Source organism: Azospirillum aestuarii (assembly GCF_016632405.1).
Taxonomy (GTDB): domain Bacteria; phylum Pseudomonadota; class Alphaproteobacteria; order Azospirillales; family Azospirillaceae; genus Azospirillum; species Azospirillum aestuarii.
The window spans coordinates 70,546-93,392 of the sequence record NZ_JAEPIV010000023.1; the positions used below are offsets into that span (position 1 = coordinate 70,546).

18 protein-coding genes are annotated in these 22,847 nt (G+C 68.1%); 17 read left to right on the forward strand and 1 reads right to left on the reverse strand.

What is annotated here, in order from left to right:
* Positions 1-77 precede the first annotated feature (77 nt).
* Positions 78-1,730, reverse strand: coding sequence for an AMP-binding protein (locus JJL56_RS26155; RefSeq protein ID WP_200486872.1), 1,653 nt, complete (start codon positions 1,728-1,730; stop codon positions 78-80).
* 202 nt (positions 1,731-1,932) lie between these two features.
* Here JJL56_RS26155 and JJL56_RS26160 point away from each other — a divergent pair, with 202 nt between their 5' ends.
* The 17 genes from JJL56_RS26160 to JJL56_RS33370 form a co-directional block, all read left to right on the forward strand.
* On the forward strand, positions 1,933-2,820 hold the full coding sequence (locus JJL56_RS26160; RefSeq protein WP_247874323.1) for an ABC transporter ATP-binding protein: 888 nt from the start codon (positions 1,933-1,935) through the stop codon (positions 2,818-2,820).
* Positions 2,820-4,751: a long-chain fatty acid--CoA ligase gene (locus tag JJL56_RS26165; RefSeq protein WP_109469027.1), complete on the forward strand. Its 1,932-nt coding sequence runs from the start codon at positions 2,820-2,822 to the stop codon at positions 4,749-4,751. The genes JJL56_RS26160 and JJL56_RS26165 overlap by 1 nt, the downstream gene beginning before the upstream one ends.
* Positions 4,752-4,940: 189 nt before the next feature.
* Positions 4,941-5,828, forward strand: a complete 888-nt coding sequence (locus JJL56_RS26170) for a branched-chain amino acid ABC transporter permease (RefSeq protein WP_145624128.1) — start codon at positions 4,941-4,943, stop codon at positions 5,826-5,828.
* Positions 5,829-5,843: 15 nt separating this feature from the next.
* Entirely contained in the window at positions 5,844-6,917 is a 1,074-nt protein-coding gene (locus JJL56_RS26175) for a branched-chain amino acid ABC transporter permease (RefSeq protein WP_200486873.1), read from the forward strand.
* Positions 6,918-6,972: 55 nt separating this feature from the next.
* Complete coding sequence (locus JJL56_RS26180; protein ID WP_145624125.1) at positions 6,973-8,256, forward strand: ABC transporter substrate-binding protein; 1,284 nt, start codon at positions 6,973-6,975, stop codon at positions 8,254-8,256.
* Between the two features lie 73 nt (positions 8,257-8,329).
* Complete coding sequence (locus JJL56_RS26185; RefSeq protein ID WP_247890629.1) at positions 8,330-9,175, forward strand: ABC transporter ATP-binding protein; 846 nt, start codon at positions 8,330-8,332, stop codon at positions 9,173-9,175.
* Positions 9,176-9,326: 151 nt separating this feature from the next.
* Positions 9,327-10,556, forward strand: coding sequence for an AMP-binding protein (locus JJL56_RS26190; RefSeq protein WP_200486874.1), 1,230 nt, complete (start codon positions 9,327-9,329; stop codon positions 10,554-10,556).
* 60 nt (positions 10,557-10,616) lie between these two features.
* A complete protein-coding gene (locus JJL56_RS26195) occupies positions 10,617-12,110 on the forward strand; it encodes an aldehyde dehydrogenase family protein (RefSeq protein WP_200486875.1) in 1,494 nt (497 codons plus the stop codon).
* Positions 12,111-12,345: 235 nt separating this feature from the next.
* A complete protein-coding gene (locus tag JJL56_RS26200; protein ID WP_145624118.1) occupies positions 12,346-13,518 on the forward strand; it encodes an isovaleryl-CoA dehydrogenase in 1,173 nt (390 codons plus the stop codon).
* A 198-nt stretch (positions 13,519-13,716) separates the two neighbouring features.
* Positions 13,717-14,898 carry an acetyl-CoA C-acyltransferase gene (locus JJL56_RS26205; protein ID WP_200486876.1) on the forward strand — a complete coding sequence of 394 codons (1,182 nt, stop codon included), beginning with the start codon at positions 13,717-13,719 and terminating at the stop codon, positions 14,896-14,898.
* 121 nt (positions 14,899-15,019) lie between these two features.
* On the forward strand, positions 15,020-16,153 hold the full coding sequence (locus JJL56_RS26210) for an acyl-CoA dehydrogenase family protein (RefSeq protein WP_200486877.1): 1,134 nt from the start codon (positions 15,020-15,022) through the stop codon (positions 16,151-16,153).
* A 28-nt stretch (positions 16,154-16,181) separates the two neighbouring features.
* The gene (locus JJL56_RS26215) at positions 16,182-17,789 is read left to right on the forward strand and encodes a carboxyl transferase domain-containing protein (protein WP_200486878.1); all 1,608 of its coding nucleotides are present in this window, start codon (positions 16,182-16,184) and stop codon (positions 17,787-17,789) included.
* Between the two features lie 17 nt (positions 17,790-17,806).
* Complete coding sequence (locus tag JJL56_RS26220) at positions 17,807-18,589, forward strand: enoyl-CoA hydratase/isomerase family protein (RefSeq protein WP_145624107.1); 783 nt, start codon at positions 17,807-17,809, stop codon at positions 18,587-18,589.
* A 20-nt stretch (positions 18,590-18,609) separates the two neighbouring features.
* A complete protein-coding gene (locus JJL56_RS26225; protein ID WP_200486880.1) occupies positions 18,610-20,613 on the forward strand; it encodes an acetyl-CoA carboxylase biotin carboxylase subunit in 2,004 nt (667 codons plus the stop codon).
* Between the two features lie 2 nt (positions 20,614-20,615).
* Positions 20,616-21,515 carry a hydroxymethylglutaryl-CoA lyase gene (locus JJL56_RS26230; RefSeq protein WP_145624105.1) on the forward strand — a complete coding sequence of 300 codons (900 nt, stop codon included), beginning with the start codon at positions 20,616-20,618 and terminating at the stop codon, positions 21,513-21,515.
* A 30-nt stretch (positions 21,516-21,545) separates the two neighbouring features.
* Positions 21,546-22,373, forward strand: coding sequence for a universal stress protein (locus tag JJL56_RS26235; protein WP_145624103.1), 828 nt, complete (start codon positions 21,546-21,548; stop codon positions 22,371-22,373).
* Positions 22,374-22,418: 45 nt separating this feature from the next.
* Positions 22,419-22,847, forward strand: a 429-nt coding sequence (locus tag JJL56_RS33370; RefSeq protein ID WP_247891263.1) for an NAD(P)/FAD-dependent oxidoreductase, incomplete at its 3' end; no start/stop codon positions are given.

Genomic DNA, 22,847 nt, shown 5'->3' on the forward strand with positions numbered 1-22,847 from the left:
GCGCAGGGGAGGGGACATTTTCCTCCCTCCCCTGCCCAGCGGGGGAGGGCCGGGGTGGGGGCAAACACCGACGTCTCTCAATCCGCCTGCTGCATGACGATGGCGTCGGATGCCCGGCCGCGGAAATGGATGTTGCCGTCCCCGTCCAGGAACGCCCAGTCGCCGGTCAGGTAATAGCGGCGGCCATGGCGGAAGCGGGCGGCGGTGCGCCCCGGATCGTTGGCGTAGGCGTCGAACCAGAAGAGCGGCGAGGACTCCACGTCGATGGCGATCTCGCCCGCCCCGCCGACCGGCGCCTCGCGGCCCTGCGGGTCGAGGATCACCACGCGGAAGCCCGGCATGGGCCGACCCAGCGAGGAATCGGCGGTGCGGTCGGCGTGGCCGGGGTCGTAGCGGTTCATCATGAAGATGCCGGTCTCGCGCTGCCCGTACTGGTCGAGCAGGGGGACGCTGACCACCCGATTGGCCCAGCCGATCAACTCCGGCGGCAGCGGTTCGCCGACCACCGACAGGATGCGCAGGGCCAGCTTGTGCGGGCCGCCCTCCGGGTCGGCGCTGTGCCAGGCGCGGATCTGGGACGGCGCGCAGGTCAGGTTGGTGACGCCGAACTTCGTCAGCATCCGGTAGCCCTGCCGCACGTCGTAGGGGCCGTCGCAGAAGATCGTGGTGCGCCCGAGCAGCAGCGGCCCGACCAGCCCGTAATAGGCGCCGTAGGCCCAGCCGGGATCGGCCATGTTCCAGTAGATGTCGTCGTCGCGCAGGTCGAGGCCGATGCGCATGTACTGCTCGATCCCGGCCAGCGCCATGACGGGCAGCGAGACGCCGAGCGGTTTCGGCTCGGCTTCCGAGGTGTAGATCAGCGCGAAGGCGTCGCGGTCGGCGTAGCGGGCGATGTCGGGCAAGGGGGCCGATTCATGAAGCGCCGACCAGAAGGGCACCGCGTCGGCGCCGGGACCGAAGGCCTCGTCGCCCTCCACCATCACCACGGGGCGGCTGTTGTCGCGCGGAATCTTGCGGCGCAGGAAGCCGGTGGTGACGATCGCCCGCGCCTCGCTGTCGGCCAGCCGGTAAGCGACCGCCGCCGCGGAATAGGTGGTGAAGAGCGGCATGTAGACGCCGCCGAGCCGCCAGATCGCCAGCGCGGCGATCAGCAGCTCCGCCCCCTTGGGCAGCAGCACCGCCACCCGGTCGCCGCGCCCGACGCCGAGGCCGCGCAGCACCGCGGCGAAGCGCGCCGAATCGCGGGCCAGCCGGGCGAAGCTCAGCTCCGTCGTCTGGCCGGCCACGCTCTCGTGCAGCAGGGCGGCGCGGGCGCCGTCGGCGCGGGCGTGACGGTCACACAGGAGATCGGCGAGCGGGATCGCGTCACCTTGATAGTCCGGGCGGAGGAAGGCGGTGGGCTGAACGGTGGCCGGGCCGGGCACCGCGCTGTCGCTTTCGGCACGGTGGCGGGTGGCGGCGATGCGGCCCAGCGAATCCAGCTCCGGTCCCAGATGGTAGCGGCGGCTGCGCGGGTCCTGGTCGATGAAGCGTTCCCGCGCCAGCGCGGTCAGCAGCCGGTGCGCGGTCGCCTTGGACAGGGCGGTGTCGCCCATCAGGTCGGCCAGCCGCGCGCCCTCCGCCCCATGGGACGCAACGGCGCGCAGCAACGCCAAGGCGCGCTCCAGGCTCTGTGTGCCGCCGGACGCTCCAGTGGGGGTGGTTTCGGTGTCGGAATCGGGCCGGGTCATGATGGGGTCCATATTATGGACCTTGCGGCCGGATGTCGCTCCAAAAAACATGCATACACGGAATGTCCGTGTTGAAAACCGTGCGCATCACGGGTTATAGTTCGGTCGTTGCATAAAGGACGGTCCACAATATGGACCAGTTCGCCGCACGAACAGTCCGGCGAACGATAAAAAAGGCAGTTCCACAGCAACGGAGGAGGAAATGTCAGGCGCGCCCGTCGCATCGCCACGCGGTTACGCCCATCCGGCCGACGCCACCCGCGCGGCCTCCCCATCGGACACCATCTTCGAAGCCCGGGGCGTGTCCTTGCGCTTTGGCGGCGTGCAGGCGCTGACCGACGTCGGTTTCAGCATCCGCAAGGGGGAGCTGTTCTCCATCATCGGCCCGAACGGTGCGGGCAAGACCTCCATGGTCAACTGCATCTCCGGCCGCTACCGGCCCACCGACGGAAAGGTCTATTTCAAGGGCCAGGACATCACGGGCATGACGCCCAACCACCGCGCCGCGCTCGGCATCGGGCGCACCTTCCAGAATCTGGCGCTGTTCGGCCACATGACGGTGCTCGACAACATCATGGTCGGGCGGCATCACCTGCTGAAGAACAACTTCTTCACCGGCTCGCTCTACTGGCTGACCGGCGCCCGCAAGGAGGAGCTGGCCCACCGCCGCGAGGTCGAGGAGATCATCGACTTCCTGGAAATCCAGCATGTCCGCAAGGCCACCGCCGGCACGCTGTCCTACGGCCTGCGCAAGCGGGTGGAGCTGGCCCGCGCCATCGCGCTGAAGCCCGACCTGATCCTCCTGGACGAGCCCATGGCGGGCATGAACCTGGAGGAGAAGGAGGACATGGCCCGCTACATCGTCGACCTGAACGAGGAGTTCGGCATGACGGTGGTGATGATCGAGCACGACATGGGCGTCGTGATGGACATCTCCCACCGCGTGATCGTCCTGGAGTTCGGCAAGAAGATCGCCGAGGGCACGCCCGAGGAGGTTCTGGCCGACCCGCGCGTCAAGCGCGCCTATCTCGGCGAGGACGACGAGGAGGACGAGGCCGTGGCCCCGCCGCCCAAGCAGGAGGTCGCGTGATGTCTATTCCCGACATTAAGACCCACGACACGCTGCCGAAGCTGCTGACCCTGCACGCCCGCGAGCATGGCGGCGACGTCGCCATGCGCGAGAAGGACTTCGGCATCTGGCGCGAGTTCACCTGGGCGGACATGCACGCCCGCGTGCGCGCCTTCACGCTCGGCCTCATCAAGCTTGGCGTGGAGCGCGGCCATGTGGTGGCCCTGCTCGGCGACAACCGGCCCGACTGGGTGATGGGCGAGATCGCCGCCCACGCCATGGGCGCCATGAGCCTGGGCATCTACCGCGACGCCATGGACGAGGAGGTCGCCTACCTCATCACCTACGCCGACGTCCACGTCATCTTCGCGGAGGACGAGGAGCAGGTCGACAAGCTGCTGAACCTGGGCGAGCGCCTGCCGACGCTGAAGCACATCATCTATTCCGACCCCCGCGGCATGCGCAAATACAGCGATCCGCGCCTTATGGAGGCGTCGGATCTGGTCAAGCTGGGCAACGCGCTGCACGCCGAGAAGCCGAACCTCTACGAGGAGCTGGTCGGCGCGACGAAGGGCGACGACGTGGCGGTGCTCTGCACCACGTCGGGCACCACCTCGAACCCGAAGCTGGCGATGCTGCCGGCGGGGCGGCTGATCCGCCACGTCGCCAGCTATCTGTCGGTGGACCCCAAGGGGCCGGCGGACGAGTATGTGTCGGTGCTGCCGCTGTCCTGGATCATGGAGCAGATCTACGCCGTCGGCATGGGCATGGTGTCGCGGATGCGCGTGAACTTCGTCGAGGAAGCTGAGACGATGATGAACGACTTCCGCGAGATCGGGCCGAGCTTCGTGCTGTTCGCCCCCCGCCTGTGGGAGCAGATCGCCGCCGACGTGCGCGCCCGCATGATGGACGCCTCGCCCTTCAAGCAGAAGATGTACGACTACGGCATGAAGCTGGGACTGGAGGCGCTCGCCAACGGAACCCGCTCCGCGGTCGCCGACCGCATTCTCTTCGCAGCGCTGCGAGACCGCCTGGGCTTCACCAACCTGAAGTCGGCGGCGACCGGCGGTGCGGCGCTCGGCCCCGACACCTTCAAGTTCTTCCAGGCGCTGGGCGTGCCGCTGCGCCAGATCTACGGCCAGACCGAGACGATGGGCGCCTACACGGTGCACCGCTCGAACGACGTGGATTTCGACACGGTGGGCGTGCCCTTCGACGACGGCGTCAAGGTCAAGGTGATCGAGCCCGACCAGAACGGCATCGGCGAGATCGTGGTCAGCCACCCCAACATGTTCGCCGGCTACTACCGCAACGAGGCCTCGACCACGGCGGACCTGCGCGACGGCTGGATGCACACGGGCGACGCCGGCTTCTTCGACAAGAAGGGCCATCTGGTCATCATCGACCGCATCAAGGACATCGCCACCACCAGCAACAACGACCGCTTCAGCCCGCAATACATCGAGAACAAGCTGAAGTTCAGCCCCTACGTGGCCGAGGCGGTGATCCTGGGCAACAAGCGGCCCTACCTGTCGGCGATCATCTGCATCCGTTTCCCCATCGTGTCGAAGTGGGCGGAGAAGAACCGCATCACCTTCACCACCTACTCCGATCTGGCGTCCAAGCCGGAGGTCTACGAGCTGCTGCGCCAGGAGGTGGAGCGGGTGAACGCGACGCTGCCGGAGTTTCAGCGCATCACCAAGTTCCTGCTGCTCTACAAGGAACTGGACGCCGACGACGGCGAGCTGACCCGCACCCGCAAGGTGCGGCGCGGCGTGATCGCCGAGAAGTACGGCGAGATCATCGACTCCATCTACGCGGGCCAGCCGGCCATCGACGTGGACACCACCATCACCTTCCAGGACGGCACCAAGCAGCGCATCCGCACCGTGCTGAAGGTGGTCGACCTGCTGCCCGCACCGGCCAAGAAGCCGGCGCAGGCCGCGGCGTGAGGGGGCGGTGATGCGCCACGCCAGAAAATCCCTCTCCCGTCCAGGGAGAGGGAAGGGGCCCGCGCACAGCGCGGGAAGGGTGAGGGTGCCAGCAACGGGCTGGTTCTCGATCCTTGAATGCACCCTCACCCGGCCGCTTCGCGGCCACCCTCTCCCGGGACGGGAGAGGGATTTCGGGGAGACCCGCCCATGACCCTGTTCTTCCAGCTTCTCGTCAACGGACTGATCGTCGGCGCGCTGTACGGCGTCGTGGCGATGTCCTTCGTGCTGATCTACAAGGCCAGCCGCATCGTGAACTTCGCCCAGGGCGAGTTCCTGCTGATCGGCGCCTGGACCTGCTGGTGGCTGCTGACCTCCTGGCAGTTGCCCTTCTGGATCGGCTTCCCGATCACGCTGGCCTTCATGCTGGTCTTCGGCATCGTGCTTCAGGTCGTCGTGCTGCGGCCGATGATCGGCGAGCCGATCATCTCGGTCATCATGGTCACCATCGGCCTGTCGATCTTCTTCCAGGCGCTGATGAAGTGGATGTTCGGCGTCTTCGCCAAGCCCTTCCCGACCATCTTCGCCAGCCCGACCGTGAACATCCTCGGGCTCGACGTGCAGACCGTCTATGTGATGAGCCTCGTCATCTCGATCCTGATCATGGCGGGCTTCGGCTGGTTCTTCAAATACTCGCGGATGGGTCTGGCGATGCGGGCGACCGCCTTCGACCAGCAGGTGGCGCAGTCGCTGGGCATCTCCGTCCGCCACATGTTCGCGATGAGCTGGGCCATCTCCGCCATGGTGTCGGCGGTGGCCGGCGTCACGGTCGGCGTCGTCAACGGCGTGTCCTCCGCGCTCTCCTTCTTCGGCATCAAGGTCTTCCCGGCGGTCATCCTGGGCGGGCTGGACAGCGTGGCCGGGGCGGTTCTGGGCGGGCTGATCGTCGGCGTGCTGGAGAATCTGGCCCACTACTTCGACAGCCAGTGGCTGAACTGGGGCAACATGTACGAGATCGCCCCCTTCTACGTCCTGATCGTCATCCTGATGATCAAGCCCTACGGCCTCTTCGGCACCAAGGACATCGAGCGCGTGTAAGGAGCGGCCGCAACCATGGCGAACATCAGTCTCATCCCCTCCGGCGACTTCAAGACCCGCTACGCCGCCGACACGACCATCTTCCCGACCAGGACCAGCCGCAACTTCGCGATCCTGGGCGTGGCGCTGCTTCTGCTCTGCCCGGCCTTCATGGATCGCTACTGGCTGAACCTGTGCATCCAGATCGGCTATCTCGGCATCGCGGCGCTGGGGCTGAACATCCTGGTCGGCTTCACCGGCCAGATCTCCATCGGCCACGCCGCCTTCTTCGGCTTCGGCGCCTTCTCGTCGGCGTGGCTGTCGAACAGCTTCGGCATCCCGGTGGCGCTCGCCATTCCGCTGGCCGGCGTGATGACCACGGGGGTCGGCATGCTGTTCGGCATCCCGGCGGCCCGGCTGAAGGGCCTGTACCTCGCCATCGCCACCCTGGCGGCGCAGTACATCCTCCAGGACTTCTTCTCGCGCGCCGACTGGTTCACCGGCGGCACCGCCGGCACGATCGCGGAGCCCTTCACCCTGTTCGGCTTCGCCTTCGACACCGACGAGAGCTTCTTCTACGTCGTGCTGGTCTATGTGGTCGTCATGTACATCCTGGCGACCAACCTGATGCGGTCCCGCGACGGGCGGGCGCTGGTGGCGGTGCGTGACCATTATCTCTCCGCGGAGATCATGGGCATCAACCTGACCAAGTACCGCACGATGTCCTTCGGCATCTCGTCCTTCTACGCCGGCATCGGCGGCGCGCTCTACGCCCACTATCTACAGTTCGTGTCGGTGGAGGGCTTCACGATCCTCTTCTCGATCCAGTTCCTCGGCATGATCATCATCGGGGGGCTGGGCTCGATCATGGGGTCGCTGATGGGCACCGCCTTCATGGTGCTGCTGCCGGAGGTGATGCAGGCCATCACCACGGCGCTGTCCGGCACCGCCATCGACGCCGCGCTGAATCTGAAGGACGCGATCGCCTTCCTGCGCGAAATGGCCATCGGTCTGGTCATCATCCTGTTCCTGGTCTTCGAGCCGGACGGGCTGGCCCACCGCTGGAAGCAGATCAAAGCCTACTGGAAGCTCTACCCGTTCTCGCACTAGGGCCGTTCTCGCACCAAGGCTTCTGAAAAACATAACGACTGGGAGAAAACGCATCATGACCATGAAGACCGTCCTGCTGGCGTCCGCCGCCGTCGTCCTGCTCGGCACCGGGGCCGCCAACGCCCAGAAGATCCCGGTCGGCCATCTCGCCGACCAGTCCGGCGCCACGTCGGACGTGGGCGTGCCCTTCGGCCAGGGCGTCGCCGACGCGCTCGCCTACATCAACAAGAACGGCGGCGTCGCGGGCACGCAGATGGACGTCGAGACGGTGGACTACGGCTATCAGGCGCCGCGCGCCATCAGCCAGTACAAGAAGTGGTCGTCGGGCAGCGGCAAGGTCGCGGCCATCCAAGGCTGGGGCACCGCCGACACCGAGGCGCTGACCGGCTTCGTCGGCAAGGACGAGATCCCCTACTATTCCGGCTCCTACTCGGGCCACCTGACCGACCCGACCGGCAAGGGTCCGCACGGCTCCAAGCCGGCCCCCTACAACTTCTTCTACGGCCCGTCCTACTCCGACGGCTTGCGCGCCATGCTGATGTGGGCGGCGGACGACTGGAAGAAGAAGGGCGGCTCGGGCAAGCCCAAGTACGTCCACATGGGCGCCAACCACCCCTACCCGAACGCCCCGAAGGAAGCGGGTGAGGCGCTCGCCAAGGAGCTGGGCTTCGACGTGCTGCCGGCGGTGCAGTTCGCCCTGACGCCGGGCGACTACACCGCCCAGTGCCTGACGCTGAAGGAGGCGGGCGCCAACTACGCCTATCTCGGCAACACCGCGGGCTCGAACATCTCCGTGCTCAAGGCCTGCCAGACGGTCGGCGCCCAGGTGCAGTTCATGGGCAACGTCTGGGGCATGGACGAGAACGCCGCCAAGGCCGCCGGCTCCGCCGCCAACGGCGTGATCTTCCCGGTCCGCACCGCGGCGATCTGGGGCGGCGACGCGCCGGGCATGAAGATCGTCAAGGACATCTCCAAGATCTCCGACGCCGCCGGCACCGCCTACCGTCCGGTGCACTATGTGTCCGGCATCTGCTCCGCCTTCTACATGAAGGAAGCCATGGACTGGGCGAAGCAGAACGGCGGCGTGACCGGTCCGAACATCCGCAAGGGCATGTACCAGAAGAAGGATTGGGTGCCGGCGGGCCTGGAGGGCGTCTGCGTGCCCTCCACCTGGACCGAGACCGACCACCGCGGCATGGACAAGGTCAACCTGTACCGCGCCAACGTGACCGGCGACACCGGCGGTTCGGTGGACGAGCTGGTGAAGGCCGGCACGATCAAGCTGGAGAAGATCGCCACCGTCGACGTCCCGCGCAAGCCGGAGTGGCTGGGCTGGTAAGCCGGATCGCCCTCGCCGCCGTGAACAAGCGGCGGGGGCTTCCGTCCCGTTACACTGCATCAGGTGCCGCATGATGAACGCCGCCCCCGCGACTGCGGTCGCCCCGGCTCCGGTTCCCGGCACGGCCAAGGCGCCGCTGCTGTCCGTCAACAACATCGAGGTCGTCTACAACGACGTCATTCTGGTGCTCCGCGGCCTCAGCCTGGAAGTGCCGGAGGGGGAGATCGTGGCCCTGCTGGGCGCCAACGGCGCCGGCAAATCGACGACGCTCAAAGCCATCTCCGGCCTGCTCAAGACCGAGGATGGCGAGGTCACGCGCGGCGACATCTCCTTCGCGGGCGAGCGCATCAACGGCATCGACCCCGACAAGATTGTCCGGCGCGGCATCTTCCAGGTGATGGAGGGCCGCCGCATCATCGGCGACATGACCTGCCAGGAGAATCTGCGCCTCGGCGCCTTCACCCGCCGCGACGGCGGCGTGAAGGACGACATCGAGATGGTCTACCATTATTTCCCCCGCCTGAAGGAGCGCACCGGTCTGGCCGGTTATCTGTCGGGCGGCGAGCAGCAGATGCTGGCCATCGGGCGCGCGATGATGGCGCGGCCGAAGCTGATCCTGATGGACGAGCCGTCCATGGGCCTGTCGCCGCTGATGGTGAAGGAGGTCTTCAGCATCATCCGGCAGATCAACAAGGACCTCGGCGTCACCATCCTGCTGGTCGAGCAGAACGCCCGCATGGCGCTCCAGGCCGCGACGCGCGGATACATCATGGAGAACGGCAAGGTCGTTCTGGACGGCACCGCCGAAGAGCTGCGCAACAACGAGGACGTGAAGGAATTCTACCTCGGCGGCGGCAACGAAGAGCGCAAGAGCTTCAAGAATCTCAAGAGCTTCAAGCGCCGGAAACGCTGGATTTGAACGTTTCCCTCTCCCCTCTGGGGAGAGGGTGGCCCGAAGGGTTGGGTGAGGGGGTTGCGCTTTTGCCGGACGTGCCACCACGCGCAACCCCCTCACCCTGACCCTCTCCCCAGAGGGGAGAGGGGAGAAGAAAAACAGCCGGGAGGCATCGGTGTCCGACACTTACGATCAACTCGAAACCCGCTCCCCCGACCGGCGCGAGGCGGAGCTGTTCGCGGCGCTGCCGGCGCAGATCGCCCACGCCAAGGCGAACGCGCCCTATTTCACCCGCCTGCTGGCCGATGTGGACCCCGCCGCCGTCCGTGACCGGGCGTCGCTCGCCACCCTTCCGGTCACCCGCAAGTCGGACCTGATCGCGCTGCAGAAGGAGGCGCCGCCCTTCGGCGGGATGACCACCGTTGCCATCGGGCGGCTGGCCCGTGTCTTCGCCTCGCCCGGCCCGATCCACGATCCGGAAGCACACGGCACGGACCCCTGGCGCACCGCGCGGGCGCTCCACGCCTCGGGCATCCGCGGCGGCGACCTTGTGCAGAACTGCTTCGCCTACCACCTGACCCCCGCCGGTTCGATGTTCGAGACGGGGGCGCATGCGCTGGGTTGCGCGGTCATCCCCGCCGGCGTCGGCAACACCGAGATGCAGGCCCAGGTGGCCGCCCACCTGAAGCCGCGGGCCTACATCGGCACGCCCGACTTTCTGAAAATCATCCTGGAGAAGGGCGACGAGCTGGGGCTGGACCTGTCGTCCATCGCGGTCGGCCATGTCACGGGCGGCCCCTTCCTGCCGGACGCCCGCGCCTATTACGAGGGGCGCGGCATCGCCGTCTACCAGAGCTACGGCACCGCAGACCTCGGCATCGTCGCCTTCGAGACGCCGGCCCGCGCCGGGCTGGTGGTGGACGAGGGCGTGATCGTGGAGATCGTCCGTCCCGGCACCGGCGATCCCGTGCCGGAGGGCGAGGTGGGGGAGGTCGTCGTCACCACCTTCAACCAGGCCTATCCGCTGGTCCGCTTCGCTACCGGCGACCTGTCCGCCGTGCTGCCCGGCGAAAGCCTCTGCGGGCGGACCAACATGCGGCTGAAGGGCTGGATGGGCCGCGCCGACCAGACCACCAAGGTCAAGGGCATGTTCGTCCACCCGCAGCAGATCGCCGAGGTGCTGCGCCGCCACCCGCAGATCGGCAAGGCCCGCCTCGTCATCGGGCGGGAGGACGCCAACGACACCATGACTCTGCGCTGCGAGTCGCCGGAGTCCGGCGAGGCTTTGGCGGCTTCGGTGCGTGAAACTCTGGTCGCCGTCACCAAATTGAAGGGAGTCGTGGAGTTCGCGGCCCCCGGCAGCCTGCCCAACGACGGCAAGGTCATCGAAGACGCCCGCGCCTGAGAACCACCGACAACCGACAACAACGATAACCGACCCGATACACACGAGGACCTTTTCGACATGAGCGTCAGCACCGACCTCCAGCTCGACCCCTTCGCGCTCGCCAGGGAGCTGTCGGGCAAGCATTTCTTCGGCGGCGACTTCCGCCCGGCCTCCTCCGGCAAGGGCTTCCCCGTCGTGAACCCGGCGACCGGCGAGACGGTGGCCGAGGCCGCCTTCGGCGAGGCGGCGGACGTCGACGCCGCGGTGGCCGCCGCGGTGGCCGCGCAGAAGGAATGGGCCAAGCGCCCGGTGCGCGAGCGCGGCAAGCTGGTCGCCGAGTGCGGGCGCGTGCTCGACGCCCACAAGGAGGAAATCGCCAAGCTGATCGCGCTGGAGACCGGCAAGGCGCTGCGCACCGAATCGCGCGTCGAGGCCGGCGTCCTGTCCGACGCCTTCGTCTTCTTCGGTGGTCTGGCGCCGGAGTTGAAGGGCGAAACCATTCCCTTCAACCCCACCATGCTGACCATGACGGTGCGCGAGCCGGTGGGCGTGGTCGGCGCGATCATCCCGTGGAACGTGCCGCTGCTGCTGATGGCGCTGAAGATCGCCCCGGCGATGGTGGCGGGCAACGCCGTGGTGGTGAAGTCGGCGGAGGAGGCGCCGCTCGCCGTGCTGCGCGTCGTGCAGCTGATCAACACGGTGATCCCGGCGGGGGTGGTGAACATCCTGTCGGGCTACGGTCCGGAATGCGGCGCCCCGCTGGTGGCGCACAAGGACGTGAAGAAGGTGACCTTCACCGGCTCGGTCGAGACCGGCAAGATTGTCTACAAGACCGCCGCCGAGAAGCTGATCCCGGTGACGCTGGAACTGGGCGGCAAGAGCCCGATGATCGTCTGCGGCGACGCCGACCTCGACCAAGCCATCGCGGGCGCCATCGCCGGCATGCGCTTCACCCGCCAGGGCCAGAGCTGCACGGCGTCGTCGCGCATCTTCGTCCATGACAGCATCCACGACGCCTTCGTGGAAAAGCTGAAGGAGAAGGTGAACGCGATGAAGATGGGCGACCCGCTGGACGAGTCGACCGACATCGGCACCATCGTCTCGCCGCAGCAGCTCGACCGGGTGCAGAGCTACATCGCCATCGGCAAGGAGGGCGGGGCGACGCCGCATGTCTGCTCCGCCATGCCGTCCGACCCGAAGCTGACCAAGGGCCTGTATGTGCAACCGCACATCTTCACCGGCGTGAAGAACAGCGACCGCATCGCGCAGGAGGAGATCTTCGGCCCGGTCTGCTGCGTCATCCGCTGGACCGACTACGAAGAGGTGATCGCCCAGGCCAACGACACCGAATACGGCCTCGCCGCGACGATCTGGACGCGTGACCTCAAGGTGGCGATGGACGCGGTGCATCGGCTGGAGGCCGGATTCGTGCAGGTGAACCAGAATCTGGTGGTGCAGCCGAACCTGTCCTACGGCGGCGTGAAGTCGTCCGGCCTCGGCAAGGAAGCCTCGCTGGAGGCGATGCTGGAGCACTTCACCCACAAGAAGACGATCATCATCAACATGAAGTGACCGGACCCCAATGTTCCCTCTCCCCTCTGGGGAGAGGGTTAGGGTGAGGGGGTTGCGCTTTTGCCGGACGCGCCGCCATGCATATCCCCCTCACCGGCCCTCTGGGCCACCCTCTCCCCAGAGGGGAGAGGGCTAAGAGGCCTTGCCACGCCCATCTCCATACGCTACCGTACGGCTCCATACGTCGCCGTATGGCGGGAACGAAGAACAGACCTCTGGGGGGAGCGCCAACACCATGCTGTCGAACCAGTATCCGACCCTGAACTTCGACCTCGGCGAATCCGCGGACATGCTGCGCGACACCGTGCGCAGCTTCGCCGCCGACGAGATCGCGCCCCGCGCCGCGGAGATCGACCGGACCAACGAGTTCCCGAACGAGCTGTGGCGCAAGCTGGGCGACCTCGGCGTGCTCGGCGTCACGGCGGAGGAGGAATACGGCGGCGCCGGCATGGGCTATCTGGAGCATGTCGTGGCGATGGAGGAGATTTCCCGCGCCTCGGCCTCGGTCGGCCTCAGCTACGGCGCGCACTCCAACCTCTGCGTCAACCAGATCCGCAAGAACGGCACGGCGGAGCAGAAGACCCGCTACCTCCCGAAGCTGATCTCCGGCGAGCACATCGGCGCCCTCGCCATGTCGGAGCCGAACGCCGGGTCCGACGTGGTGTCGATGAAGCTGCGCGCCGAGAAGCAGGGCGACCGCTACGTGCTGAACGGCACGAAGATGTGGATCACCAATGGGCCAGACGCCGACACGCTGGTGGTCTATGCCAAGACCGACGTCAACGCCGGCCCGCGCGGCATCACCGCCTTCCTGATCGAGAAGTCGTTCAAGGGCTTCTCCGTCGCGCAGAAGCTCGACAAGCTGGGCATGCGCGGCTCCAACACCGGCGAGCTGGTGTTCGAGGATTGCGAGGTGCCGGAGGAGAATATCCTGGGCGGCGTCGGGCGCGGCGTGAACGTGCTGATGTCGGGGCTGGACTATGAGCGCGCGGTGCTGGCCGGCGGGCCGCTCGGCATCATGCAGGCCTGCATGGACGTGGTGATCCCCTACCTGCACGACCGCAAGCAGTTCGGCCAGCCGATCGGCGAGTTCCAGCTGATGCAGGGCAAGCTGGCCGACATGTACACGATCATGAACGCCGCCAAGGCCTATGTGTACGCCGTCGCCAAGGCCTGCGACCGCGGCGAGACCGCCCGCAAGGACGCCGCCGGGGCGATCCTCTTCGCCGCCGAGAAGGCGACCTGGATGGCGCTGGAGGCCATTCAGACTCTGGGCGGCAACGGCTACATCAACGAATACCCGACGGGCCGCCTGCTGCGCGACGCCAAGCTCTACGAGATCGGCGCCGGCACCAGCGAGATCCGCCGCATGCTGATCGGGCGCGAGCTGTTCAAGGAAACGGCGTGATTCCCAATTCCCTCTCCCCTCTGCTCACGCGCAAACGGAGTTTGCGCTGACGCGACAGGCGGACCTTTGGTCCGCCGAAAGCGGGGAGAGGGTTAGGGTGAGGGGGATCACAGGGGACAGGAAAGTTCGGCAAACGAACCCCCACCCCAACCCTCCCCCGCTGGGCGGGGGAGGGGGTCAGGAAGGAAGGGAAGGACCATGACCGATACCGTTGTCATCGCGGGCGCCGCCCGCACACCGATGGGCGGATTTCAGGGCGACTTGCAGGGGCTGACCGCGCCGCAACTCGGCTCCGCCGCCATCAAGGCCGCGCTGAAGCGGGCCGGGGTGAAACCGGACGCCGTGGACGAGGTGTTCATGGGCAACGTCCTGCCCGCCGGTCTGGGGCAGGCGCCGGCCCGTCAGGCGTCGCTCGGCGCCGGCATCCCGGAGTCCGCGGGCTGCACGACCATCTCCAAGGTCTGCGGGTCGGGTATGAAGGCGGTGATGCTCGCCACCGACCTCATCAAGGCCGGCTCGGCGGAGATCATGGTGGCCGGTGGCATGGAGAGCATGTCCAACGCCCCCTATCTGCTGGACCGTGCGCGCGGCGGCTACCGCATGGGCCATGGCCGCGTGCTCGACCACATGTTCCTCGACGGGCTGGAGGACGCCTACGACCGCGGGCGCCTGATGGGCACATTCGCGGAGGAATGCGCCACCCACTACCAGTTCACGCGCGAGGCGCAGGATAACTACGCCATCGAGAGCCTGAACCGCGCCCGCCGCGCGACCGAGGACGGCAGCTTCGTCAACGAGATCACCGCGGTCACCGTCAAGGGCCGCAAGGGTGATACGGTCGTCGAGAAGGACGAGCAGCCGCTGAAGGCCGACCCGGCCAAGATCCCGACGCTGAAGCCCGCCTTCGCCAAGGACGGCACGGTGACGGCGGCCAACGCCTCGTCCATCTCGGATGGTGCGGCGGCGCTGGTGCTGACCACCCGCTCCAACGCGGAAAAGCTGGGCCTGCCGATCCTCGCGGAGATCAAGGCCCACGCCAACCACGCCCAGGCCCCAGCCTGGTTCACCACTGCCCCGGTCGGCGCGATCAACAAGGTGCTGGAGCGCGCCGGCTGGTCGGCCAAGGATGTGGACCTCTACGAGCTGAACGAGGCCTTCGCCGTGGTCGCCATGGCGGCGATGCGCGAACTCGACATCCCGCACGACAAGATCAACGTGCATGGCGGCGCCTGCGCGCTCGGCCATCCGATCGGCGCGTCGGGGGCGCGTATTCTCGTCACGCTGCTGGCGGCGCTGGAGAAGAACGGGCTGAAGCGCGGTGTCGCCTCGCTGTGCATCGGCGGCGGCGAGGCCACGGCGGTGGCGGTGGAGTTGGTGTAAAGGCGCAGTGTTGCCCCCACCCTAACCCTCCCCCGCTCACGCAGGGGAGGGGACTAATTCCCTCCCCCGCCCAGCGGGGGAGGGCCGGGGTGGGGGCAATACGTATTCGGGAGGGAAAGCAATGCGGCTGACGGAAGAGCAGCGGATGGTGCGCGACATGGCGCGGGACTTCGCGGCGGAGCGGCTGGCACCCACCGCCGGCGAGCGCGACCGCACCGGCGCCTTTCCCAAGGAGGAGCTGGCCGAGATGGGCCGGCTCGGCCTGATGGGCATGCTGGTGCCGGAGGCGTTCGACGGCGCCGGCACCGACCACATCGCCTACGCGCTCGCCATCGAGGAGATCGCGGCGGGCGACGGCGCCATTTCCACCATCATGAGCGTGCACAACTCCGTCGGCTGCATGCCGATCCTGAAATTCGGCAGCGCCGAGCAGAAGGATCGCTTCCTGAAGCCGATGGCCCGCGGCGAACAGCTCGGCTGCTTCTGCCTGACCGAGCCGCAGGCGGGATCCGACGCCGCCGCCATCAAGACCCGCGCCCGCCGCGACGGCAACCACTGGGTCCTCAACGGCACCAAGCAGTTCATCACCTCAGGGAATAACGCCGACGTCGCCATCGTCTTCGCGGTCAGCGACCCCGACGCCGGCAAGAAGGGCATCACCGCCTTCATCGTGCCGACCGACGCCCCCGGCTTCCAGGTCGCGCGGGTCGAGGAGAAGCTCGGCCAGAGCTGTTCCGACACCTGCCAGATCGTCCTTGAGGACTGCCGCATCCCCGCCGACCTGATGCTGGGCGCGGAGGGCGGCGGCTACCGGGTGGCGCTCGCCAACCTGGAGGGCGGGCGCATCGGCATCGCCTCGCAGTCGGTCGGCATGGCCCGCGCGGCGCTCGACCACGCCACCCGCTACGCCCAGGAGCGGCAGAGCATGGGCGTGCCGATCATCCAGCATCAGGCGGTGGCCTTCCGGCTGGCCGACATGGCGACGAAGGTGGAGGCCGCGCGCCAGCTCGTTCTGCACGCGGCAAGCCTGCGCGACGCGGGCGAGCCCTGCCTGAAGGAGGCCGCCATGGCGAAGCTGTTCGCCTCGGAAATCGCCGAGCGCGTCTGCTCCGACGCCATCCAGATCCACGGCGGCTACGGCTATCTGAACGATTTCCCGGTGGAGCGCATTTATAGAGACGTGCGCGTCTGCCAGATCTATGAGGGCACGAGCGACATCCAGCGGCTGGTCATCAGCCGCGCCCTGATGCAGTAGAACAAGAAGAGACGGGAGGACGACGGCCATGACCGTCCTGAAGAGCGCCCTGAACCCGCGCTCCGCCGAGTTCCAGACGAACGCCGACGCCATGTCCGCCCTGGTCGCCGACCTGCGCGAGAAGGTGGGCGCCATCAAGCAGGGCGGCGGGGTGAAGGCCCGCGACAAGCACCTGTCCCGCGGCAAGCTGCTGCCGCGCGAGCGCATCCGCCAGCTTCTCGACGTGGGATCGCCCTTCCTGGAGCTGTCGCAGATGGCCGCCTACGGCGTCTATGACGACGACATTCCGGCGGCGGGCATCATCACCGGCATCGGCAGCGTGGCCGGGCAGGAATGCATGGTGGTCGTCAACGACGCCACGGTGAAGGGCGGCACCTACTTCCCCCTGACCGTCAAGAAGCACCTGCGGGCGCAGGAAGTGGCGCAGCAGAACAACCTGCCCTGCATCTATCTGGTCGATTCGGGCGGCGCCAACCTGCCGAACCAGGACGAGGTGTTCCCCGACCGCGACCATTTCGGCCGCATCTTCTTCAACCAGGCCAACATGTCGGCCCAGGGCATCCCGCAGATCGCGGTGGTGATGGGAAGCTGCACGGCGGGCGGCGCCTACGTCCCGGCGATGTCGGACGAGGCGATCATCGTGCGCAACCAGGGCACCATCTTCCTCGGCGGCCCGCCGCTGGTGAAGGCGGCGACCGGCGAGGTGGTGTCGGCGGAAGACCTCGGCGGGGCGGACGTGCATTCCCGCACCTCCGGCGTGACCGACCATTACGCGATGAACGACGCCCACGCGCTCGCCATGGCGCGCAAGGTCGTGTCGAACCTGAACCGCAGCAAGCGCATCGACATGGACCTGCGCGAGCCGCAGGAACCGGCCTACGACCCGCGCGAACTCTACGGCGTGATCCCCAGCGACCCGCGCAAGCCCTTCGACGTGCGCGAGGTGATCGCCCGCGTGGTCGACGGCTCGGTGCTGGACGAATTCAAGCCGCTCTACGGCACGACGCTGGTCTGCGGCTTCGCCCACATCTTCGGTTACCCGGTGGGCATCATCGCCAACAACGGCATCCTGTTCAGCGAATCCGCCCTGAAGGGCGCGCATTTCGTCGAGCTGTGCTGCCAGCGAGGGATTCCCCTGGTCTTCCTTCAGAACATCACCGGCTTCATGGTCGGGCGGAAGTACGAGGCGGGCGGCATCGCCAAGGACGGCGCGAAGCTGGTCACCGCCGTCGCCTGCGCCAAGGTGCCGAAATTCACCGTCATCATCGGCGGCAGCTATGGCGCCGGCAATTACGGCATGTGCGGGCGCGCCTATTCCCCGCGCTTCCTCTGGATGTGGCCGAACTCGCGCATCTCCGTGATGGGCGGGGAGCAGGCGGCGGGCGTGCTCGCCCAGGTCCGGCGCGACGCCATGGAATCCCAGGGCAGGAGCTGGGCGCCGGAGGAGGAGGAGGCCTTCAAGGCTCCGATCCGCCAGCAGTACGAAGACCAGGGCCATCCCTACTACGCCTCCGCCCGGCTGTGGGACGACGGCATCATCGACCCGGCGGACACGCGCATGGTGCTCGGCCTCGGCCTGTCGGCGTCGTTGAACGCCCCGGTCGAGAAGACGACCTTCGGCGTGTTCCGGATGTGAGCGGGGGGACGACGAGCATGAGCGACATTCTGATCGACATCGCCGCCAGCGGCGTGGCCGCCGTCACGATGAACCGGGCGGAGGTCCACAACGCCTTCAACGAGCGGGTCATCGCCGATCTGACCGACGCCTTTCTCAGCCTTGGGTCGAATCCGGACGTCCGCGCCATCCTGCTGCGCGGCGCGGGCAAGAGCTTCTCTGCCGGGGCCGACCTCGGCTGGATGAAGAAGATGGCGGGCTACAGCCATGGCGAGAATGTCCAGGACGCCATGGGCCTCGCCACCATGCTGCGCACACTGGACGAATGCCCGAAGCCGACCATCGCCGTGGTGCAGGGGCCGGCCTTCGGTGGCGGGGTGGGGCTGGTCGCCGCCTGCGACATCGCCGTAGCCGCCGAGACCGCCAGCTTCGCCCTGACCGAGGTGCGTCTCGGCCTGATCCCCGCGGTCATCAGCCCCTATGTGGTGGCCGCGATGGGCGAGCGTGCCTGCCGCCGCTACTTTCTGACGGCGGAACGCTTCTCCGCCGCCGAGGCGCTGCGGCTCGGCCTGCTGCACCAGACCGTCCCGGCGGCGGAGCTGGACGCCGCGGTCGAGGTGATGGTGCGCAACCTGCTGCAATGCGGCCCGGCCTCGCAGACCGCGGCGAAGGACCTGATCCGCGCCGTGGCGCGCCGTCCGCTGGACGAGGCACTGGTCCGCGACACCGCGGAGCGCATCGCCCGCCAGCGCGCGAGCGACGAGGGGAGGGAGGGCGTCGGCGCCTTCCTGGAGAAACGCGAACCCGCGTGGCGGAGCTGAGGCCCATGGTTGAGACCGACATGTTCGACAAGATTCTGATCGCGAACCGTGGCGAGATCGCCTGCCGCGTCATCCGCACCGCCCGCCGCATGGGCATCCGCACCGTCGCCGTCCATTCGGAGGCCGACGCCCGCGCCATGCATGTGGAGATGGCCGATGAGGCTGTCTGCATCGGCCCGGCGCCGGTCAGCGAGAGCTATCTGCGCGGCGATGTCATTCTTGAGGTCGCCCGGCGCACCGGCGCCCAGGCCATCCATCCCGGCTACGGCTTCCTGTCGGAGAACGCCGGCTTCGCTGCGGCCTGCGCCGAGGCCGGCGTGGTCTTCATCGGCCCGCCGATCGAGGCCATCCGCGTCATGGGCTCCAAGGCGGAATCCAAGCGCGTGATGTCGCAGGCCGACGTGCCGCTGGTCCCCGGCTATCACGGCGAGGCCCAGGATCTGGAGACGCTGGCCGCGGAGGCCGAGCGCATCGGCTATCCCGTGCTGGTCAAGGCCTCGGCGGGCGGCGGCGGCAAGGGCATGCGCGTGGTCCGCGCCGCCGGCGAGTTCGCCGACGCGGTGGCCGGCGCCAAGCGCGAGGCCAAGGCCGCGTTCGGCGACGACAGCGTGCTTCTGGAGAAGTATCTGGGCCGCCCGCGCCATGTCGAGATCCAGGTCTTCTGCGACACCCACGGCAACGGCGTCTACCTGTTCGAGCGCGACTGCTCCATCCAGCGCCGCCACCAGAAGGTGATCGAGGAGGCCCCGGCCCCGGCGCTGCCCGACGAGCTGCGCCGCCGCATGGGCGAGGCCGCGGTGGCCGCCGCCAAGGCGGTGAACTACGTCGGCGCCGGCACCGTGGAGTTCCTCTACGAGGACGGCGGTTTCTACTTCATCGAGATGAACACCCGCCTCCAGGTCGAGCATCCGGTGACCGAGAAGATCACCGGCCAGGACCTCGTGGAGTGGCAGCTGCGCGTCGCCGCCGGCGGCACGCTGCCGCTGATGCAGGACCAGCTCACCCGCCGCGGCCATGCCTTCGAGGCGCGCCTCTACGCCGAGGACCCGCAGCGCGAGTTCCTGCCGGCCATCGGCAAGCTGGTCCGCCTGCGCCCGCCCGCCGAGAACGACCACGTCCGGGTGGACACCGGCGTCCGCGAGGGCGACGAGGTCACCATATTCTACGACCCGATGATTGCCAAGCTGATCGTCTGGGACGAGGACCGCGACGCCGCACTCCGCCGCCTGCGCGTGGCGCTCGCCGCCTACGAGGTGGTCGGGGTGACGACCAACGTCGCCTTCCTCGGCGCCATCGCCGGGCATCCGGCCTTCCGCGCGGTGGAGATCGACACCGGCTTCATCGAGCGGCACCGCACCGACCTGCTGCCCCCGCCGGCCCCGGTGCCGGACCGCGGGCTGGCCATCGCGGCGCTCAGCGTGCTGCTCCGCCGCAACGCGGACACGCGCAAGGCCCGCCGCGCCGCGTCGGACCCCTGGTCGCCCTGGCTGTCGGCCAGCGGCTGGCGCCTCAACGACGACAACCACCACGACCTGCGCCTGCTCGACGGCGACACGCCGCGCAGCCTGACCCTGCATTTCCGCCCCGACGGCTACGAGATCGAGGTGGAGGGGCGCCCGGCCATGCGGGCGGAGCGGGTGACGCTGGACGGCGACACGCTGACCGCCACCATCGACGCAGTGCGCACCCGCGCCACGGTGGTCTGCCAGGGTCTGGACCTGACCATCCTGTCGGACGGGGCGGTGTGGCGCCTGCATCTGGACGACCCGACCGCCCGCGCCGCGGAGCAGGAGGGCGGCTCCGGCCGCCTGACCGCGCCGATGCCGGGCACCGTCGTCCGCGTGCTGGTCGAGCCCGGCCAGGCGGTGGAGGCGGGCGCGCCGCTGATGCTGCTGGAAGCGATGAAGATGGAGCACACCATCAAGGCCCCCGCCGCCGGTACGGTCAGCGCCGTCAACTTCGCGGCGGGCGATCAGGTGTCCGAAGGCGTGGACCTGCTGGTCCTCGACGTGGCGGAGGGATGAGCATGCGCCTGCCCAAGAGCGTCCGCATGGTGGAGGTCGGCCCGCGCGACGGCCTCCAGAACGAGAAGCAGATCGTCCCGACGGCGGTGAAGATCGGTCTGGTCGACCGGCTGACTGACGCCGGGCTGACCGCCATCGAGGCCGGCAGCTTCGTGTCGCCCAAATGGGTCCCGCAGATGGCCGACACGCCGGACGTCTTCGCCGGCATCCGCCGCAAGGAGGGGGTGCGCTACGCAGCATTGACCCCCAACGCCAAGGGCCTGGAGGGCGCGCTCGCCGCCCGCGCCGACGAGGTGGCGGTCTTCGCCGCCGCGTCGGAGAGCTTCAGCCGGAAGAACATCAACTGCTCCATCGCCGAAAGCCTGGACCGCTTCGTTCCGGTGCTGGAGCAGGCGAAGGCCCGGGGCGTGCCGGTGCGCGGCTACGTTTCTTGCGTGCTCGGCTGTCCCTACGAGGGGGAGATCGCCCCGGCGGCGGTGGCCGAGGTGGCCGGCCGGCTGCTCGACATGGGCTGCTACGAGGTCTCGCTCGGCGACACCATCGGCACCGGCACGCCGGCCAAGGCCCAGGCGATGATCGCGGCGGTGGCGGAGCGTGTGCCGATGGACCGCATCGCCGTGCATTTCCATGACACCTACGGTCAGGCCCTTGCCAACATCCTGGCGGCGCTGGAGATGGGCGTGGCGGTCGTTGACAGCTCCGTCGCCGGGCTGGGCGGCTGCCCCTACGCCAAGGGGGCGTCGGGCAACGTGGCGAGCGAGGACGTGCTCTACATGCTGAACGGGTTGGGCATCGAGACGGGGGTGGACCTCGACCGGCTGGTGGCGGCTGGCGCTTATATCAGCGATGCTATCGGCCGTCCGACCGCCTCGAAGGTCGCCCGCGCGCGGGGATGTGCGTAAAACACGGGAACGAGGGAAGGGAAGGGCGCCATGAGCTTCACGAACCTGCTGGTGCATGTGGACGACAGCGACCGCTGCGAGGAGCGGCTGACCGTCGCCCTGACCCTGGCGCAGAAGCATGGCGCCGCGCTGACCGGTCTGTTCGCGCAGAGCGACAGCTCCGGCGCCGGCATCGTCACGCGCAAGGCCGGCCCGGCGCTGACCCAGGCGGCGCAGCGGGCGCGGGAGCTGTTCGAGGAGAAGGCCCGCGAGGCCGGCGTGACCACGCGCTGGTGGCAGCTCAGCCACGGCGAGTACGGCCATGTGATCGCCGAGACGGTGATCTGCTCGCGCTACGTGGACCTTGCCGTCTTCGGCCAGCACGACCCGGAGGACAGCCGCGTCCCGGCGGACCTGATCGAGGAGGTGGTGCTGAACGCCGGGCGCCCGATCCTGATCGTGCCGCACACCGGCAGCTATCCGCAGCTCGCCGACCGTCCGGTCATCGCCTGGAACGGCAGCCGTGAGGCCACCCGCGCCGTCAACGACGCGCTGCCGCTGCTGAAGCAGGCGAGTTCCGTGCTCTTGCTCGCCTTCCACACCCAGCCGCGGGCGGAGGGGGGCGGCAACGTCCCGCAGGTCGACATTCTGGAGCATCTGGCGAGCCATGGCGTGACGGCGACGCAGGAACGCATGACCATCGCCAGCATGACCCCCATGGACGCCGTGCTGTCGCGTGCCTCGGACCATGGCGCCGATCTTCTGGTGATGGGCGGCTTCGGCGGCTATGGCGGCTCCCTGTTCCCGCTGTTCGGGCGGGGCAGCAACACCCGCCAGATCCTGCGCCAGATGACCCTTCCCGTTCTGTTGTCGCACTGACGTTGTTCGCACGAAGCAAGGAAAGAAGAAGAAATGGCTGACGAGATGGCTCGCGATCCGCGCGAGGTGATGGAGTACGGCGTCCTTGTCGTCGGAGCCGGCCCGTCGGGCCTGAGCGCGGCCATCCGCCTGAAACAGCTCGCCAATGAGGCGGGACAGGAGCTGTCGGTCTGCGTCGTCGAGAAGGGCTCGGAGGTCGGCGCCCACCTGCTTTCCGGCGCGGTGTTCGAGCCGCACGCCCTCGACGAACTGATCCCCGACTGGAAGGAGAAGGGCGCCCCCCTGACCACCCCGGCGCGCGAGGACCATTTCCTCTTCCTCACCGAGACCAAGGCCTACAAGTCGCCCTTCGCCCCGCCGCAGATGCACAATCACGGCAACTGGATCATCAGCCTGGGCAACCTCGCCCGCTGGATGGCCGGGCAGGCCGAGGAGCTGGGTGTCGAGATCTACCCCGGCTTCGCTGCGGCGGAG

Bases quoted from the DNA above. Each gene is read 5' to 3' on its own strand.
- JJL56_RS26155 (WP_200486872.1), bottom strand. From the start codon at position 1,730: ATGACCCGGCCCGATTCCGACACCGAAACCACCCCCACTGGAGCGTCC.
- JJL56_RS26160 (WP_247874323.1), top strand. From the start codon at position 1,933: ATGTCAGGCGCGCCCGTCGCATCGCCACGCGGTTACGCCCATCCGGCC.
- JJL56_RS26165 (WP_109469027.1), top strand. From the start codon at position 2,820: ATGTCTATTCCCGACATTAAGACCCACGACACGCTGCCGAAGCTGCTG.
- JJL56_RS26170 (WP_145624128.1), top strand. From the start codon at position 4,941: ATGACCCTGTTCTTCCAGCTTCTCGTCAACGGACTGATCGTCGGCGCG.
- JJL56_RS26175 (WP_200486873.1), top strand. From the start codon at position 5,844: ATGGCGAACATCAGTCTCATCCCCTCCGGCGACTTCAAGACCCGCTAC.
- JJL56_RS26180 (WP_145624125.1), top strand. From the start codon at position 6,973: ATGACCATGAAGACCGTCCTGCTGGCGTCCGCCGCCGTCGTCCTGCTC.
- JJL56_RS26185 (WP_247890629.1), top strand. From the start codon at position 8,330: ATGAACGCCGCCCCCGCGACTGCGGTCGCCCCGGCTCCGGTTCCCGGC.
- JJL56_RS26195 (WP_200486875.1), top strand. From the start codon at position 10,617: ATGAGCGTCAGCACCGACCTCCAGCTCGACCCCTTCGCGCTCGCCAGG.
- JJL56_RS26200 (WP_145624118.1), top strand. From the start codon at position 12,346: ATGCTGTCGAACCAGTATCCGACCCTGAACTTCGACCTCGGCGAATCC.
- JJL56_RS26205 (WP_200486876.1), top strand. From the start codon at position 13,717: ATGACCGATACCGTTGTCATCGCGGGCGCCGCCCGCACACCGATGGGC.
- JJL56_RS26210 (WP_200486877.1), top strand. From the start codon at position 15,020: ATGCGGCTGACGGAAGAGCAGCGGATGGTGCGCGACATGGCGCGGGAC.
- JJL56_RS26215 (WP_200486878.1), top strand. From the start codon at position 16,182: ATGACCGTCCTGAAGAGCGCCCTGAACCCGCGCTCCGCCGAGTTCCAG.
- JJL56_RS26220 (WP_145624107.1), top strand. From the start codon at position 17,807: ATGAGCGACATTCTGATCGACATCGCCGCCAGCGGCGTGGCCGCCGTC.
- JJL56_RS26225 (WP_200486880.1), top strand. From the start codon at position 18,610: ATGTTCGACAAGATTCTGATCGCGAACCGTGGCGAGATCGCCTGCCGC.
- JJL56_RS26230 (WP_145624105.1), top strand. From the start codon at position 20,616: ATGCGCCTGCCCAAGAGCGTCCGCATGGTGGAGGTCGGCCCGCGCGAC.
- JJL56_RS26235 (WP_145624103.1), top strand. From the start codon at position 21,546: ATGAGCTTCACGAACCTGCTGGTGCATGTGGACGACAGCGACCGCTGC.